Source organism: Streptomyces sp. NBC_01384 (genome assembly GCF_045040035.1).
Classification (GTDB): Bacteria; Actinomycetota; Actinomycetes; order Streptomycetales; family Streptomycetaceae; genus Streptomyces.
Map to the genome: position 1 here is coordinate 1,069,795 of NZ_CP109559.1, position 14,104 is coordinate 1,083,898.

General features: G+C 69.5%; 13 protein-coding genes and 3 pseudogenes. 6 read left to right on the forward strand and 10 right to left on the reverse strand.

Annotated features, from left to right (window positions below; translation table 11 throughout):
- Positions 1-72 precede the first annotated feature (72 nt).
- The 3 genes from OG747_RS04570 to OG747_RS04580 are packed head-to-tail and all read right to left on the reverse strand — an operon-like array spanning position 73 to position 3,008.
- Positions 73-924 carry an aldo/keto reductase gene (locus OG747_RS04570; RefSeq protein WP_405878001.1) on the reverse strand — a complete coding sequence of 284 codons (852 nt, stop codon included), beginning with the start codon at positions 922-924 and terminating at the stop codon, positions 73-75.
- A 31-nt stretch (positions 925-955) separates the two neighbouring features.
- Positions 956-1,984: a zinc-binding dehydrogenase gene (locus OG747_RS04575; RefSeq protein WP_405878002.1), complete on the reverse strand. Its 1,029-nt coding sequence runs from the start codon at positions 1,982-1,984 to the stop codon at positions 956-958.
- Between the two features lie 46 nt (positions 1,985-2,030).
- Positions 2,031-3,008, reverse strand: a complete 978-nt coding sequence (locus tag OG747_RS04580; RefSeq protein ID WP_405878003.1) for an aldo/keto reductase — start codon at positions 3,006-3,008, stop codon at positions 2,031-2,033.
- Positions 3,009-3,228: 220 nt separating this feature from the next.
- Here OG747_RS04580 and OG747_RS04585 point away from each other — a divergent pair, with 220 nt between their 5' ends.
- Positions 3,229-4,146, forward strand: coding sequence for a helix-turn-helix transcriptional regulator (locus tag OG747_RS04585; protein WP_405878004.1), 918 nt, complete (start codon positions 3,229-3,231; stop codon positions 4,144-4,146).
- A 13-nt stretch (positions 4,147-4,159) separates the two neighbouring features.
- Here OG747_RS04585 and OG747_RS04590 read toward each other — a convergent pair.
- Positions 4,160-4,408: pseudogene (locus OG747_RS04590) on the reverse strand (transcriptional regulator); the annotation flags it as partial.
- Positions 4,409-4,593: 185 nt separating this feature from the next.
- Complete coding sequence (locus OG747_RS04595; RefSeq protein ID WP_405878005.1) at positions 4,594-5,355, reverse strand: DeoR/GlpR family DNA-binding transcription regulator; 762 nt, start codon at positions 5,353-5,355, stop codon at positions 4,594-4,596.
- 89 nt (positions 5,356-5,444) lie between these two features.
- Here OG747_RS04595 and OG747_RS04600 point away from each other — a divergent pair, with 89 nt between their 5' ends.
- A complete protein-coding gene (locus OG747_RS04600; RefSeq protein ID WP_405878006.1) occupies positions 5,445-6,647 on the forward strand; it encodes an MFS transporter in 1,203 nt (400 codons plus the stop codon).
- 32 nt (positions 6,648-6,679) lie between these two features.
- Positions 6,680-7,312, forward strand: a complete 633-nt coding sequence (locus tag OG747_RS04605; protein ID WP_405878007.1) for an HAD-IA family hydrolase — start codon at positions 6,680-6,682, stop codon at positions 7,310-7,312.
- 554 nt (positions 7,313-7,866) lie between these two features.
- Here OG747_RS04605 and OG747_RS04610 read toward each other — a convergent pair.
- Positions 7,867-8,016: a hypothetical protein gene (locus OG747_RS04610; protein WP_405878008.1), complete on the reverse strand. Its 150-nt coding sequence runs from the start codon at positions 8,014-8,016 to the stop codon at positions 7,867-7,869.
- 74 nt (positions 8,017-8,090) lie between these two features.
- On the opposite strand from OG747_RS04610, the pseudogene OG747_RS04615 reads away from it, so the two are divergent.
- A pseudogene (locus OG747_RS04615) lies at positions 8,091-8,564 on the forward strand (glycosyltransferase); the annotation flags it as partial.
- An 808-nt stretch (positions 8,565-9,372) separates the two neighbouring features.
- On the opposite strand, the gene OG747_RS04620 reads toward OG747_RS04615, so the two are convergent.
- On the reverse strand, positions 9,373-10,134 hold the full coding sequence (locus tag OG747_RS04620) for a FadR/GntR family transcriptional regulator (protein WP_405878009.1): 762 nt from the start codon (positions 10,132-10,134) through the stop codon (positions 9,373-9,375).
- 188 nt (positions 10,135-10,322) lie between these two features.
- On the opposite strand from OG747_RS04620, the gene OG747_RS04625 reads away from it, so the two are divergent.
- Together OG747_RS04625 and OG747_RS04630 are read left to right on the forward strand one after the other, a co-directional pair.
- Positions 10,323-11,153, forward strand: coding sequence for a carbon-nitrogen hydrolase family protein (locus OG747_RS04625; protein ID WP_405878010.1), 831 nt, complete (start codon positions 10,323-10,325; stop codon positions 11,151-11,153).
- Entirely contained in the window at positions 11,147-12,607 is a 1,461-nt protein-coding gene (locus tag OG747_RS04630) for an APC family permease (protein WP_405878011.1), read from the forward strand. Before OG747_RS04625 ends, OG747_RS04630 begins: the two co-directional genes overlap by 7 nt.
- A 172-nt stretch (positions 12,608-12,779) precedes the next feature.
- Here the strand turns inward: OG747_RS04630 and OG747_RS04635 are convergent.
- The 3 genes and pseudogenes from OG747_RS04635 to OG747_RS04645 form a co-directional block, all read right to left on the reverse strand.
- Positions 12,780-13,082 (reverse strand): annotated as a pseudogene (locus OG747_RS04635) (transcriptional regulator); the annotation flags it as partial.
- A 72-nt stretch (positions 13,083-13,154) separates the two neighbouring features.
- Positions 13,155-13,652: an HPP family protein gene (locus OG747_RS04640; RefSeq protein ID WP_405878012.1), complete on the reverse strand. Its 498-nt coding sequence runs from the start codon at positions 13,650-13,652 to the stop codon at positions 13,155-13,157.
- Between the two features lie 16 nt (positions 13,653-13,668).
- Entirely contained in the window at positions 13,669-13,956 is a 288-nt protein-coding gene (locus tag OG747_RS04645) for an SHOCT domain-containing protein (RefSeq protein ID WP_405885446.1), read from the reverse strand.
- Positions 13,957-14,104 lie beyond the last annotated feature (148 nt).

Consider the following 14,104-nt stretch of genomic DNA (forward strand, 5'->3'; position numbering starts at 1 on the left):
GATCCGGAAACGGAAAGGGGCGAGCGACGGCCGGCTGCTCGGCCTTGTCGCTCGCCCCAGGGACGGACGCGGTCAGGCGTCCAGGCGGCGCTTGGCCAGCCAGACGACGATCTCGGGGTCGTGGTGGTCGAAGAACAGCGAGGTACCGCTGTCGAGGGTGGCGATCCGGGCCATCTGCTCGTCGGTGAGCTGGAAGTCGAAGACGTCGATGTTCTCCGCCATGCGCTCGGCGCGCACCGACTTGGGGATGGCGATGACGCCCCGCTGGGTGAGCCAGCGCAGCACGACCTGCGCGACCGACTTGCCGTACTCCTTGCCGATCTCGGCCAGCAGCGGGTTGGTGAACAGGTCGTTCTTGCCCTCGGCGAAGCCGCCCCAGGACTGGATCTGCACGCCGTGCTCGCGCATGAGGTCCTGGTAGTCGGCGCGCTGGAAGAACGGGTGGGTCTCGATCTGGTTGACCGCCGGGGTGATCTCGTTGTTGACGATCAGGTCCAGCAGCCGGTCGGGGTAGAAGTTGGCGACACCGATCGCCCTGGCGAGGCCCTCGCGGTTGAGGGCCTCCATGGCGCGCCACTGCCCGTAGACGTCACCGAAGGGCTGGTGCATCAGATAGAGGTCGAGGTAGTCCAGACCCAGCTTCTCCAGCGACGTCTCGAAAGCGCGCTTGGTGTTGTCCTGGGCGGGGGCGTCCTGGACCCACAGCTTGGTGGTGACGAACAGGTCCTCGCGCCCGATGCCACTGGACTTGATGGCGCGGCCCACGGCCTCTTCGTTGCCGTAGGCGGCGGCGGTGTCCAGCAGCCGGTAGCCGGCGGCGAGCGCGTCGGACGCGGCGCGTTCGGTGTCCTCGGCGGGGATCTGGTAGACGCCGAAGCCGAGGAGCGGCATCTCGACGCCGTTGTTCAAGGTCACGTACTGCATGGGGATGTTCCTTAGCTGTGCGGGCGGGGGGTCAGGGGCGGATGAGGGCCTTGAGGACCTGGCGGTCGGCCATGGCCCGGTAGGCATCCGGTGCTTGATCGAGGGGGAATTCCTGGTCGAATACGCGGCCGGGAGCGATCGTGCCGTCCAGGACATCGGGCAGGAGCTGCTCGATGTAAGCGCGTGCGGGGCCGGCGCCGCCGGTCAGGGTGATGTTGCGCATGAACTCGGCCGGGCCGATCGGACCCTGCTCGTACTGCGGGACGCCCAGGCGGCTGATGGTGCCGCCGTCCAGGACCGCGCCGAGAGCGGTGTCCAGGGACTGGCGGGTGCCGACAGCTTCGATGACCTTGTCCACGCCGCCGGTCAGCTCGCGGATGCGGGCGACACCCTCTTCACCACGTGCGGCGACCACGTCGGTGGCCCCGAAGTGGCGGCCCAGGTCGGTACGTGCCTCATGGCGGCCGGCGAGCACGATCCGCTCGGCACCCAGCCGCTGGGCGGCGATCACCGCGCACAGGCCGACCGCGCCGTCACCGACGACCAGCACCGCGTCCCCGCGGCCGACGCCCGCGGTGACCGCGCCGTGGTGGCCGGTGGTCATCACGTCCGACAGAGCCAGCAGCGACGGCAGCAGCGCGGAGTCGGCGGCCACCGGCAGCCTCACCAGGGTGCCGTCCGCGTGCGGGACGCGGACGGCTTCACCCTGCCCGCCGTCCACGCCGTCGAAGCCGTACCGGCCGCCGTTGCGGCACGAGATGTGCAGGCCCCTGGCGCAGTAGTCACAGGTGCTGTCGCTGTACGTGAACGGGGCGACGACCAGGTCACCTGCCTTGAGGCTGGTCACGTCCGCGCCGGTCTCCTCGATGACGCCGAGGAACTCGTGCCCCATGGGGCGGCCCGTCCCGGTGGCGGGCATCGACCGGTAGGGCCACAGGTCGCTGCCGCACACGCACGCGGCGACGACGCGGACCACGGCGTCGGTGGGCTGGTTGATCTTCGGGTCGGGCCGGTCCTCGACGCGGACGTCCGCGGCTCCGTACATCACTGCTGCACGCATAAGAGGGACTACTCCAAACAGGGATCGTGCTGGGCGGTGGGGATGATCAGCGTTCGAGCATCCGGGCTTGGGCCTCGGTGTGGGTGTCGCCGGAGGCGGGCGGCATGTTGCTGAGCTGGTCGAGCTGCTCGGCGGTCAGGGCGACGGCGTCGGCGGCGGTGTTCTCCTCGACCCGGCTGACGCGCTTGGTGCCGGGGATCGGCGCGATGTCGTCGCCCCGGGCGAGCAGCCAGGCCAGGGCCACCTGCGCGGGCGTGGCGCCGACCTCGGCGGCCAGGGCCTTGACCTCGTCGGCGAGGACGAGGTTGCGCCGGAAGTTCTCGCCCGTGAAGCGCGGGTTGTCGCGCCTGAAGTCGCCCTCCTCGAACTGATCGGTGGAGCGGACCGTGCCCGTCAGGAAACCGCGGCCCAGCGGGGAGAACGGCACCAGGCCGATGTTCAGCTCCCGCAGCACGGGCAGCACTCGCTCCTCGATGCCCCGGGTCCACAGGGAGTACTCGGACTGCACCGCGGTGACCGGCTGGACGGCGTGCGCGCGCCGGATGGTGTCCGGCCCCGCCTCCGAGAGGCCGAAGGCGCGCACCTTGCCCTCGGCGATCAGCTCACCGACGGCGCCGGCGGTCTCCTCGATGGGGGTGTTCGGGTCCACCCGGTGCTGGTAGTACAGGTCGATGTGGTCGGTGCCCAGCCGCTTCAGGGAACCCTCCACGGCGGTACGGATGTTCACCGGGCTGGAATCCAGGTTCCAGGCACCCTCACCGCCGTGGGACACGAGACCGAACTTGGTGGCCAGCACCACCTGGTCCCGCCGCCCCTTGAGCGCCTTCCCGAGCAGCTCCTCGTTGGTGTAGGGGCCGTAGATCTCGGCGGTGTCGATGAGCGTGACGCCGAGCTCCAGCGCGCGGTGCACGGTCCTGATCGACTCCGCGTCGTCCGTGCCGGAGCCGGTATAGCCGTGGGACATCCCCATCGCGCCCAGGCCGATCCGGGAAACCTCCAGGTCACGCAGCTTGATGTAACGCATGCCGTCCTCTTCGCATCGTGGCGTCGCCCGGCACCTTCACTCTCGCCCGGCCCGCCAGGTCGTGCCTGCGGTGGCCACCGACGGGAATCCGGGGTGTCGGCGTCTTGCTCACTCAGCTTCGCCCGCATTGCGCCGGTGTGGCAGGGCGGGCTCTTCGGGGGTAATGACAGGGCCCCCCTCGCACCTGCGCACCAGGTCATGTGCGAGTGAGACTGGAGTCATGGCAACCGAGAGCGCGCACAGCGAAGGCGCCGAGCTGGGCCGCTACCTGCGCGCCCGCCGCACCCAGACCAGCCCCGAACACGTCGGACTCACCGTCGGCGCCGGAATCCGCCGCACCCCGGGGCTGCGCCGCGAGGAGCTGGCCACGCTGGCCGGTATCAGCATCGACTACTACGTGCGTCTGGAGCGCGGCAAGGAGACCCGCCCCAGCCCCACCGTCCTCGACTCTCTCGCCCGCGCCCTGCGCATGGACGACCAAGAGCACCAGCACCTGCGCGAGCTCGCCGCCCGCGCCGCCCGCTACGTCCCCGAGCCGCCGCCCGCGCCCAGCCGCAACGTGCGGCCCCACCTCAAGCTGCTGCTCGAGTCCCTGCGCCCGAACCCGGCCTACGTGATCAGCCGCAGCATGGACATGCTCGCCTGGAATCCGAGTGGTCTCGCCCTGTACGCGGGCTTGGACGACTGGCCCGTAAAGCAGCGCAACCTGGCACGCTATCTGTTCCTGCACCCCGCGGCCCGCGAGCTGTTCGCCGACTGGGACCGTCAGATCACCGCCTGCGTCGCCCGTCTGCGCGCCATCGCCGGCACCGCCCCCGACGCACCCGACCTCGCCAACCTCGTCGGCGAACTCCTCCTCAAGAGCCCGGACTTCGCCGGTCTCTGGGAGCGCTACGAGGTGACCGGGCGCAAGCCCGCTCACAAGAGCTTCCAGCACCCGCAGGTCGGTACGCTCACCCTCACCTCGCAGTCTCTGCACGTGGAAGGCACTCCCGGCCAGCGGATCGGTGTCTACACCGCCGAACCCGGCACCCCCGACCACGACGCCCTGCTCCTGCTCGACATGACCGCACCGCAGCCAGCGGAACGCCCTGCGCCTGCCCCGGAAGCCGCTGGTCAGCAGACCCGCCGGGACTGACTACACGGGAGGCTCATTCGGCGGGTTCCGCGGTGGTGCGGTGCTGGTCGGCCGCCCAGGAGGCAAGGATCCGCAGGCCGTCGTGGGTGGGAGAGCCGACTTCGGCGGTCCATACGACGAGCTGCTGGTCGGGGTCGGTGCTGGCCGTCAGGGTGTCCCAGTCCAGGGAGAGCTCACCGGCGACCGGGTGGTCGAGAACCTTCGTGCCCACGCTGAGCGTGGCGACATGGTGCGCGGCCCACCACTGACGGAAGTCCTCGTCCTATGAGGTGGGCCAGCAGGAAATGCCCATCATCCTGAGACAGGAGTGCCTGGCCACGACGTGAGACAGTCCGAGAACCTGCAAGTCAAAGCAGCGCCCAGGGACATGAACCGCGAGATCCCACAACCAGCTGTGGGATCTCACATCCCGTGGCCAAATCTCACGACCGATGGCCGACGGTCTTGTCAGACGGCCTTGACGACGGTGCCAGTGCCTTCGAGCGCGGTGACCTCGTCGACAGGTGCTGCGGTGTCGGTGACGAGGGTGTGCAGGAGTGTGGAGGGACCGACGTAGGCGTAGGCGGTGTGGCCGAGCTTGCTGCCGTCGGCGGCGACGATGATGCGGCGCGTGGAGGCAATGCCGGCCTTCTTCACGGCCGCGTCGTCGAGGTCGTAGGCGGTCAGGCCCTGGGCTGCGCTGAGACCGCAGCAGCCCATGACGGCAGTGTCGAAGCGCAGTGCCGCCAGGGACGCGAGGGTGAGGGGGCCGGTGAGGGCTCCCTCGGCTGCCCGAGGCTGCCCGCCGGGCACCATCAGTGTGGCCGGGCCCGGGCCCTCGCCAAGTACGTGGATGGCCTGCAATGACAGGGGCATCACAGTGATCGGCCGCCGGCGCAGCAGGTGGGCGATCTCCAGGCAGGTGGTGCCGCTGTCGAGGAGGACGGTCTCGCCGTCGGCGATGAGCGAGGACACCTCGGCGGCGATGCGGCGCTTGGCATCGACGGCCTCGTGAGCACGCAGCGCGAAGGGCGGCTCCTCGCCCCTGAGCAGCAGGGTGCGCGCCCCTCCGCGGACGCGTTCAATGACGCCTTGCGCGGCCAGCGCGTCGAGGTCGCGCCGGATGGTCATCTCGGAGGCCCCGGTCAGTTCGGCGAGTTCCTGGACCGTGATCCTTCCCGTCTCTCTGACGGCCTGCGCGATCATCCCGTGCCGGTCTGCGTTGCTCATACCGCGATTGAACACCACACGAAACGAACATTCAATGTGTGCGAAGTGACAGTATTCAACCGCACAATATGTTCGTTACGGTGGCTGTCATGAATGATTCGCTTCGAGCCGCCCGAGTGGCGACCTTTGTCTACTTCAGCCTGTGCGGCACTCTGATGGGCACCTGGGTGGTGAACATCCCCGCCATCGAGGAGCGCGTGGGCATCACTCACGCGACGCTCGGGGGACTGCTGGTGCTGCTGGGGCTGGGGGCCTTCATCGGTATGCAGGTGGCCGGGCGTCTGACTGACTCTCTCGGGGCGCGCATCGTCGTTCCCGCCACCGGCGTGCTGTGCAGCGCGGCCCTGGTGCTGCCCGGCCTTCCCCGGGAGCCGTGGACGCTGGCAGGTGCCCTGCTGGCCTTCGGATTCTGCAACGGCTGCCTGGACGTGAGCATGAACGCCCACGCCGTGCACGTGGAGAAGGCGTACGGCCGGCCCGTCATGTCGGCCTTCCACGCCACGTTCTCGGTCGGCGGCGTCCTCGCCGCGCTCGTCGGAGCGGCTACGGCGAGCGCGGGCCTGAGCCCGGCCGCAGGCATGGCCGCCATGGGAGCCCTGGGCATCGCGATCGCCCTGGTGTCGGCACACGCCCTGCTGCCGACCGCACCCACCGCTGCCGACACCGGCTCTGCGGGGGAGACCGAGCAAGCGCCGGCCGCCGAGCACCGCGGCACCAGCAGGCGCATCTGGATCCTCGCCGCCCTGGCTCTGATGGTCATGCTGTGCGAGGGAGCCGCCAACGACTGGAGCGCGCTGCACCTGAAGGACGTCCTCGGCGCACCCGCGAGCACTGCCGCCTTCGCGTACGGCACCTTCGCGGCGACCATGACCATCGGCCGACTGCTCGCCGACCGCCTCGCCGACCGGTTCGGGTCCATGGCGATCCTGCGTCACGGCGCGGCGACGGCTGCCGTCGGCATCACGATCGTGACCGTCTCCCCGTGGATATGGGCCGCGTTCGCAGGGTGGGCGCTGTTCGGTCTGGGGCTGTCCGGCTGTGTCCCGCAGTTGTTCAGCGCGGCCGGGCACGCCGACCCCTCCGCTGCAGGGGCCAATGTCTCCCGCGTCGCCGGGCTCGGCTACGTCGGCATGCTCGCCGGCCCCGCCGCCATCGGCTGGCTGACCCACCTCGTCACCCTGAACCACGCCTTCGTACTGCTGATCCTGCTGTGTGCGACCACCGCCGTGGCCGCCGGAATCCTGCGCACCGGACCCGACCGCACGAGCGAGATGGCAGCAAGCAGCAGCTGAACACCCCTCGGGATCCGGAGGAACCCACGACGATGTCCACCGACCGCAGCATCGTGCTGTTCGACCTCTTTGGGGTCATCGCCCGCCACCAACGCCCAGGCGCCCTGGGAAAGATGGCCGCCCGCTGTCACACACCCACCGACGCCTTCACCACGGCCTACTGGGCCTGCCGCCCGCCCTACGACGCCGGTCAGCAGTCCGCGCCCGAATACTGGACCGCCGTACTGCGACGGCTGTCCCTGTCCGTCGACGCCGACACCATCGAGGAACTGCGCCTCACCGACATCGACAGCTGGTCACGCATCGACGACCGGATGGTCGCCTACGCCCAGTCCCTCCGCGACGTCGCCGAGGTCGCCTTGCTGTCCAACATCCCCTCGGACCACGCGGACGCCTTCCTCGCCGCGCAACCCTGGCTGCACCATCTGGACCACGTTGCCTTCTCCGGGAAGATCAAAGCGGCGAAGCCGGCCCCGGCAGCCTTCCATCACTGCGTCGTCGCCATGCGGGCTGCCCCGACCGACTTCCTCTTCGTCGACGACCGCGAGGAGAACGTACGCGCCGCTCAGGCCATGGGTATGAACGGACACGTCTTCACCGATCGCGACGAGCTGGCAGCCGTCATCGACTACTGGTTGCCGACTCGAGGACTCACGTGGAAATGACACATCCGTCACCACCTGACTCCTGGACCAACTGTCCTGGTACCCCGGACCGGCAACCGCATCAGTGCCTCGGAGGCTTCCTCCGGGGCGCCGGCGGAGCGCACGAGGCCCCGGCCGCGGCGGCATACCGCAGGAAATGCAGTACGCCGACTCCGGCCGACCAGGACCAAAGGGAAATGCCACGTTCGTGAGACCGAGCGGCTGTGTCACCGTCCTGAGACAGCGGAAGAACCGCAGTTCAGCGAACGCTGCCTATGCAACGAGCGGCGAGATCGTACATCACTCAGTCGAGTCGTTTTCTCAACGAACCGAGCCGTTCGGGCTTCTGTCTCAGCGAACCAAGGCATGCGTCTGAGCGCGCTGGGGGTGCTGGATGGCTGTACCGGCAGGAGCAAGCAGTCCGGGGCTAAGCCCGGTCGCCCCGAAGTTGAGCGGCAGAGGTGGAGGAGCCGTCCGGTCTTCCCGCTCGCGTGACGCGGAGGCGCGGGTCACGAGCCTGATTCGGGCGCACGGAGACGCACCTGCCTGTTCGGTACTGGCGCCTCCCAATGCTGTCACTGGGGGAACCGCTCCGGGCGGAAGTCCGCAAGCATCTCGTCCCTCTTCCCGCTGAGGATCTCCGAAGCAAGCAGCCGGCCGATCACCGGCCCGAGCGTGATGCCGCTGTGGGAAACAGCCTCGTAGTAGCCCGGCACAGAAGGCACCGCTCCCACCGAGGGGAATCCGTCGGCTGGGATGGGCCGGTCGGCTACCCGTGTCTGCGCGATGAGGGGACGCGTCGACGGACGTCGCCCAGGTGGCCATCGAGGCGGTCCGCGCGCAGGGCCGCCGCGTACTCGTCGCCCGAGGCTGGGCCGACCTGGGCCTGATCGACGACCAGGACGACTGCTTCACCGTCGGCGAGGTCAACCAGCAGGCACTGTTCGGCCGGGTGGCCGCCGTCGTGCACCACGGCGGCGCGGGCACCACGACGACGGCCGCCCGGGCCGGCGCGCCCCAGGTGGTCGTACCCCAGATCGTGGACCAGCCGTACTGGGCCGGCCGGGTGGCCGAGTTGGGCATCGGCGCGGCACACGACGGACCGACTCCGACCTTCGAGTCCCTGTCGGCCGCGCTCAAGGCGGCCCTGACCCCCGAGACCCGCGCACGAGCGAGGGCCGTGGCCGACACGATCCGTACCGACGGGGCGACGGTGGCCGCGAAGCTGCTGCTCGACGCGGTCAGCCGAGAAAGGCCGCCAGTGTCCGCGTGAACCACGCGGGATCGTCGAGCCGGGGAAGTGCCCAGCGCCAGGCCCTAAGGGATAACAGCGCGATTTGGGGCCGACCGTGGCGACGGCCCGCTCTGTCGCGCGTTACTCCTTCGGCCACAGCTACCACGTCCTGGTCGAGGGCACCCTCCGAGCCGCCCGCTATGGGCGGCTCGCCCCGGTTGCGCTGTAACCACGCTGACCGCACGCACATGTACTACCTGGGCATCCCCTCGGACGAAGCGCCCCGCCGTCATCAGCGGGCCGACGGACAAGATATGTGGGAGCTGACAGCTTGCCGCTCAGAGCGGGGAACACCCAGTTTCACCGGAGGACGATGTCTGTGAGTCCTGGTAGCTCCCGGGCCCTTGCGGTGGGGGCATCGGAGTGCTCGCCTGCGTGGCGAGGGGGCGCTTGTACCACCGAAGTGCAAGGTCGATCCGTACGCGGCGATCCGCCGTGATACCCGGGCGGGGATGTCGCGCCGGGCCTTGTTGCGCGAGCACGGTGTCGGATTCCGCTCGGTGAAAGCGGCGTTGGAGTCGGTCTGGCCGGATCCTCGGAAGAGGCCGTGACCGCGCGGGACACGGCTGGAAGCTGACCAGCCGTTGATCGACCAGATGCTGCGGACGGACCTGGACGCTCCGCTCGAGCAGAGGCACATCATCAAGCGGAGCCCCGACGACGACCGGGCGGCCGAACTGTCCGCCGGGGCGCATGTCCTTACGGTTTGGCTGTGGCCGACCGGACGCAGCCTGGAGCGGGCCGGCGCGGGTGGGCGGTTTCCGCCGGACGGGTCCCGGCTGTCGTGTCAGCCGCCGTTGTCCTGGTCGGCGGTCTGGGGGAGCCCGACGTACATCGAGCGGTGCAGTTCTGCGACATGCTCCTGGAGGAGACGGGCGGTCAGTGTGGCGTCGTGCGCGCTGAGGGCCGCCCTGATCCGCTTGTGCTCCTCGTTGCTCCGGCACAGGTAGCTCATCGGGTAGGGCAGGAAGTACAGGTAGAGCTCCTTCGTCACCCGCTGGTACATCTCAAGGGCCGAGGGCACCCCTGCGCCACGGGCGATTTCGGTGTGGAAGCGCTCGTCCGCTGTGTGGAACTCGGCCCAGCTCGCTGCCGCGTCCATCTCCTTGATACAGATGTCCAGCTGGTCGAGCCCCGCCTGGACGAGTCTCTCGGCGGCCAGGTGGGCGAAGCCGACTTCCAGCACGATGCGTTCATCGATCAGCCGGTGCACCCGTTCGCTGTCCTGCCGGTACGCGGCGACCTGGGACACGGTGCGGCGGCGGGGCCGGTCGGCGACGAACGTGCCTCCGGAACGGCCGGACCTGCGCTGGACGACGCCCTCGCGTTCCAGGGCGGTGAGGGCTCGGCGGACGGTGATCTGGCCGACTCCCAGGGCGGCTGCCGTGGCCTCGACGTTCGGGAGCCGCTCGCCGGGGGTCAGCAGACCCAGGTCGACGGCGAGGGAGATACGCGCGCGGACCGTGTCGACCGCGCTGGTGCGGCGGATCGCCGCGAGGGCGCCGGTGGTCAGGGGGCTGGGTGCGCGCTCATCGTTCTGGGAGGCCATCAAGCCAGGGTAAGCACCGGGCCGGTGTCGGTCATACAGGGCCTGGACGGCCGCGGCCGTGCGGGCCCTGAGACCGGAATCCGATCCGCCTCTTTACCCGATCGAATCCGAACTGCTCTTTACCTGATCAAAGTGAGCATGTTTGGATTGCCCGCGTTGCCCCTGATGCCCGACCTGAAGGCGCCTGAATGAAAATCGCTGGACTGCAGACCGCTGGAACTCCGGGCGACGTCGACGCCAACCTCCGTGAACTGGACGCGGCCTGCCGCGAGGCCCACGCCCAGGGCGCCGAGCTCCTGATCACCACTGAGCTGTTCCTCACGGGCTACGACATCGGCAGCGCCGTCCACGACCTGGCCCGCACCGACCTGCTGTCCCCCGCCCGGGAGATCGCCCGCGCCAGCGGAATCGCGCTCGTGGCCGGCGCCCCGGAGTACGACTCCGGCAGTTACTACAACAGTGCCTTCTTCATTGACCCGGCCGGAGCCGTGCTCGGCCGCCACCGCAAGACCCACCTGTTTGGTGACCTCGACCGGACGTACTTCACCCCCGGCGACCAACTGACTACCCTCGTCGACTACCGGGATCTGCGGATCGCGATGCTGATCTGCTACGACGTCGAGTTCCCCGAGAGCGTACGAGCTGCCGCGCTGGCCGGAGCGGACCTCGTCGCGGTTCCGACCGCGCAGATGCAGCCGTACGAGTTCATCGCGGAGCACCTGCTGCGAGTGCGCGCTTGGGAGAACCAGCTCTACATCGCCTACATCAACCACGACGGGGACGAGGGCTCGCTGCGCTATGTCGGCCGCAGTTCCATCGTCAGCCCGGCAGCAGACGTGCTGGACAGCGTCGGGCACGGCAACCACCTGATCTTCGCAACCGTGGACGCACGCACGGTCCGTGAAGCCCGCGAGGTCAACCCCTACCTCGCTGACCGACGGCCGGATCTCTACGCCTCCCCCCCGGCTTCCGGCCTCCATCGCACCGCTGCACCGCTCGCAAAGGACCGCACATGCTGAACGATCTCTCCACGGAAAAATCCGCCAGACCCCAGGCCCCCGTGAACCTGTCGGGGCGGCTCGGCACCGGCGCCATCGTGTTCATGGTGATCGCCGCCGCCGCGCCCCTCACGGTGATCGGCGGCAATGTCCCGCTGGCCATCGGCAGCGGACCGGGCGCCGGGGCACCGGTCGGATTCGCGATCGCCTCGCTGGTCCTGCTGATCTTCGCGGTCGGCTTCGTCACCATGACCCCGCACGTCCCGGAGGCCGGCGCTTTCTACGCGTACGCCGCCCGTGGTCTCGGGAACCGGGTCGGCGTGGGGACGGCCGCCGTCGCACTCGTCGCGTATACGGCGATCCAGGTCGCCGTATACGGCTACATGGGATGGGCCGTGAACGACGTGCTGCGGAACTTCGGCGGCCCGTCCCTGCCCTGGTGGGCATGGGCGCTGACCGCCGCCGGGATCGTGGCCTTCCTGGGCTACCGCCACATCGACCTCAGCTCCAAGGTGCTCGGCGTGGCGCTCGTCCTGGAGATCGCCGTGGTGGTGGTCCTGGACGCGGTGATCTTCGCCCGGGGCGGGGCACACGGCGTCAACGTCGAGTCCTTCACCCCGCACGCGGCATTCTCCGGCCCGCTGGGCATCGCGGTGCTGTTCGCCCTCACCGGCTTCATCGGCTTCGAGGCGACGGCCGTCTTCCGGGACGAGGCCCGCAATCCCGAGAAGACCATTCCCCGGGCCACCTACCTGGCCGTTCTCATCATCGGTGTCTTCTACACGGTCTCCTGCTGGGCTCTGGTCCTGGCCGCAGGCACCGACGACGCCTCCGCGGTGGCCAACAAGACCCTCACCGGCCAGGGCAACATGCTCATGGACACCGCCCAGGCGTACGTCGGCACCACGCTCCGGGACGTCATGCAGGTGCTCCTGCTCAGCAGCCTCTTCGCCTGCGTGCTGTCCTTCCACAACGTCATCGCGCGGTACACCTTCACCCTCGCCCGCAAGGGCCTCATGCCCGCACGGCTGGGGACCGTCCACCCGCGCCACCGCTCGCCGTCCTTCTCCTCCCTCGTGCAGACCGCAACCGCGCTGGTCCTGGTCGGTGCCTGCGCCCTGATCGGCCTGGACCCGCTGGTCGGCGTGTTCGGCTCGATGGCCGGAGTATCCACGGTCGGCATGGTCCTGCTCATGACCACCACCTCCGTCGCCGTGGTGGTCTTCTTCGCCCGCAACCCGCACCTCGCCGGCGGCAAGGTCTGGCAGACCCGGATCGCGCCGGTACTGGCTGTGCTGGGTCTGCTGGCCAGCCTCTGGCTGGTCCTGGCCAACTTCACCCTCGTCACCGGCGGCAGCACGGGCATCAGCATCGTGCTGGGCATCATCCCCTTCGCCGCCTTCGCCGCCGGAATCGCCCGCGGACCGAAGAGGAACCTGGAGCCTGCCGCGCAGCCCCTGTCCGCACAAGGCTGATCCATCTGCACGCCCCAGCCGCGTGGTGCCGCCCCGGCCGGTGCCACGCGGCCTCCTCGTCCGCCAGACACCCGACAGGCACGACAGGCAGCCCTTTGCGCGGACACCACCGCCACGCGGCATGTCGCTTCGGCGCCGACAGGTGCGCCCCGAGCTGTAGCCAGTTGCCGGGCTTCAACCTCGCGACGTGACACCGTCTTCCCTCGGCGGCGTCGGAGATCCCGTACAGCGTCGTGTCAGGTCGCGCCGGCCCGAGGAATGCCCGGCGCGCGAGATTGCGGTCCTTAGGGGCGAGCCCGGCAAAGTCCTCCATGAGCGCGGCCGCGAGGTCGTTCCACGCGAGCACCTCGAACGCGGCGGACATGACCAAAGCGGCCGTCTGCGGCAGCCGCTCGAGGAGCGCGAGGATGCTCGGGCGGACGTCGCGCCGGTGCAGCCGGCTACGGGTCGGCGCGGTACCCGCGAGGACGTGAACCCGCAGCGCCACGCCGGGTTCATGGCAAGACATGAGCTGCGTCCATCCGCTCCCCGAGCAGCCTGCCAGTCCCTACGGAATGGGAAAGCCGCGTTCCCGCTCCCTTCGACGAGGTGGCAGCCCGGGCAGTGGGGCACATCGGTGCGGCGCCTCCTGCGCCGACTCGGTGTGCCGGTGCAGACCAGCAGCGGCGGCCACGTAGTCCTGCGCCGTGAGCAGGCCGGTCAGTCGTCCGTGCGGGTCGGTGACCGGCAGCGCGTCCAGCTGTTCCTCCGCCATCACGGCTGCCGCGCGGAGCGTCGATTCCTCGGGGTGGACCGTGACCGTGCGGCGCCCGTGCACGAGGTCGCGCACCCTCCGGCGGGACAGTGTCACCGCGGGGTCCGCGCAGGCGACCGCAAGCTCAGCGCGGTCCAGCACACCGGCGCAGCATCCGTCCTGGCGGACCACCGGCAGATGACGCTGCCCGGACCGCTCGACTACCTCCCAGGCCATCAGCAGCGTCTCGTCCTCGCTGATCGAGTACGGCGCCCCGTTCATCATGGCGCCCACGGAAAGCCTCTCGTCCACGGCTGCCTCCTCCTGATCAGCGCCGACCGTGCCGAGGAACGTCACCGCTGGTTCCCCCCAGGACGGTCAGACGGCGGTGATACTCGTCCTCGTCCATCTCGCCTCGGGCGAAGCGTTCGGCGAGCAGCTGCTCGGGAGCGGGCCCCGGCGGCCGGGCGTCGGCACGGTCGCTGCTCCCTCCCGGCATCGCCAAGGCGCGGTACAGGAGGACACCGAGGGTGATGATCAGGGCCCAGAAGAAGATCATGCCGACGGACATGGCGAACCAGCCCCATCCGCCGACACCGTGGTCGTACCAGATCATCACGGTGACTCACCTCCTCTACGTCGCCGGGAGCACAGGCCCGGTACCTGTGGCTTTCGAAGTGCCTGCTCTTCAGGCTCGCCCCAGCGGCGGAGCACGTCATGAGCCGGTGAGGCCAACACGAGGGGCCGATAGGCCCTCATCGCCA

What these genes read in the sequence shown, in the direction of transcription:
- OG747_RS04605 (WP_405878007.1), top strand. Translation starts at nt 6,680, where the DNA reads ATGTCCACCGACCGCAGCATCGTGCTGTTCGACCTCTTTGGGGTCATC.
- OG747_RS04620 (WP_405878009.1), bottom strand. Translation starts at nt 10,134, where the DNA reads ATGGCCTCCCAGAACGATGAGCGCGCACCCAGCCCCCTGACCACCGGC.
- OG747_RS04585 (WP_405878004.1), top strand. Translation starts at nt 3,229, where the DNA reads ATGGCAACCGAGAGCGCGCACAGCGAAGGCGCCGAGCTGGGCCGCTAC.
- OG747_RS04645 (WP_405885446.1), bottom strand. Translation starts at nt 13,956, where the DNA reads ATGATCTGGTACGACCACGGTGTCGGCGGATGGGGCTGGTTCGCCATG.
- OG747_RS04630 (WP_405878011.1), top strand. Translation starts at nt 11,147, where the DNA reads ATGCTGAACGATCTCTCCACGGAAAAATCCGCCAGACCCCAGGCCCCC.
- OG747_RS04570 (WP_405878001.1), bottom strand. Translation starts at nt 924, where the DNA reads ATGCAGTACGTGACCTTGAACAACGGCGTCGAGATGCCGCTCCTCGGC.
- OG747_RS04580 (WP_405878003.1), bottom strand. Translation starts at nt 3,008, where the DNA reads ATGCGTTACATCAAGCTGCGTGACCTGGAGGTTTCCCGGATCGGCCTG.
- OG747_RS04625 (WP_405878010.1), top strand. Translation starts at nt 10,323, where the DNA reads ATGAAAATCGCTGGACTGCAGACCGCTGGAACTCCGGGCGACGTCGAC.
- OG747_RS04600 (WP_405878006.1), top strand. Translation starts at nt 5,445, where the DNA reads ATGAATGATTCGCTTCGAGCCGCCCGAGTGGCGACCTTTGTCTACTTC.
- OG747_RS04595 (WP_405878005.1), bottom strand. Translation starts at nt 5,355, where the DNA reads ATGAGCAACGCAGACCGGCACGGGATGATCGCGCAGGCCGTCAGAGAG.
- OG747_RS04575 (WP_405878002.1), bottom strand. Translation starts at nt 1,984, where the DNA reads ATGCGTGCAGCAGTGATGTACGGAGCCGCGGACGTCCGCGTCGAGGAC.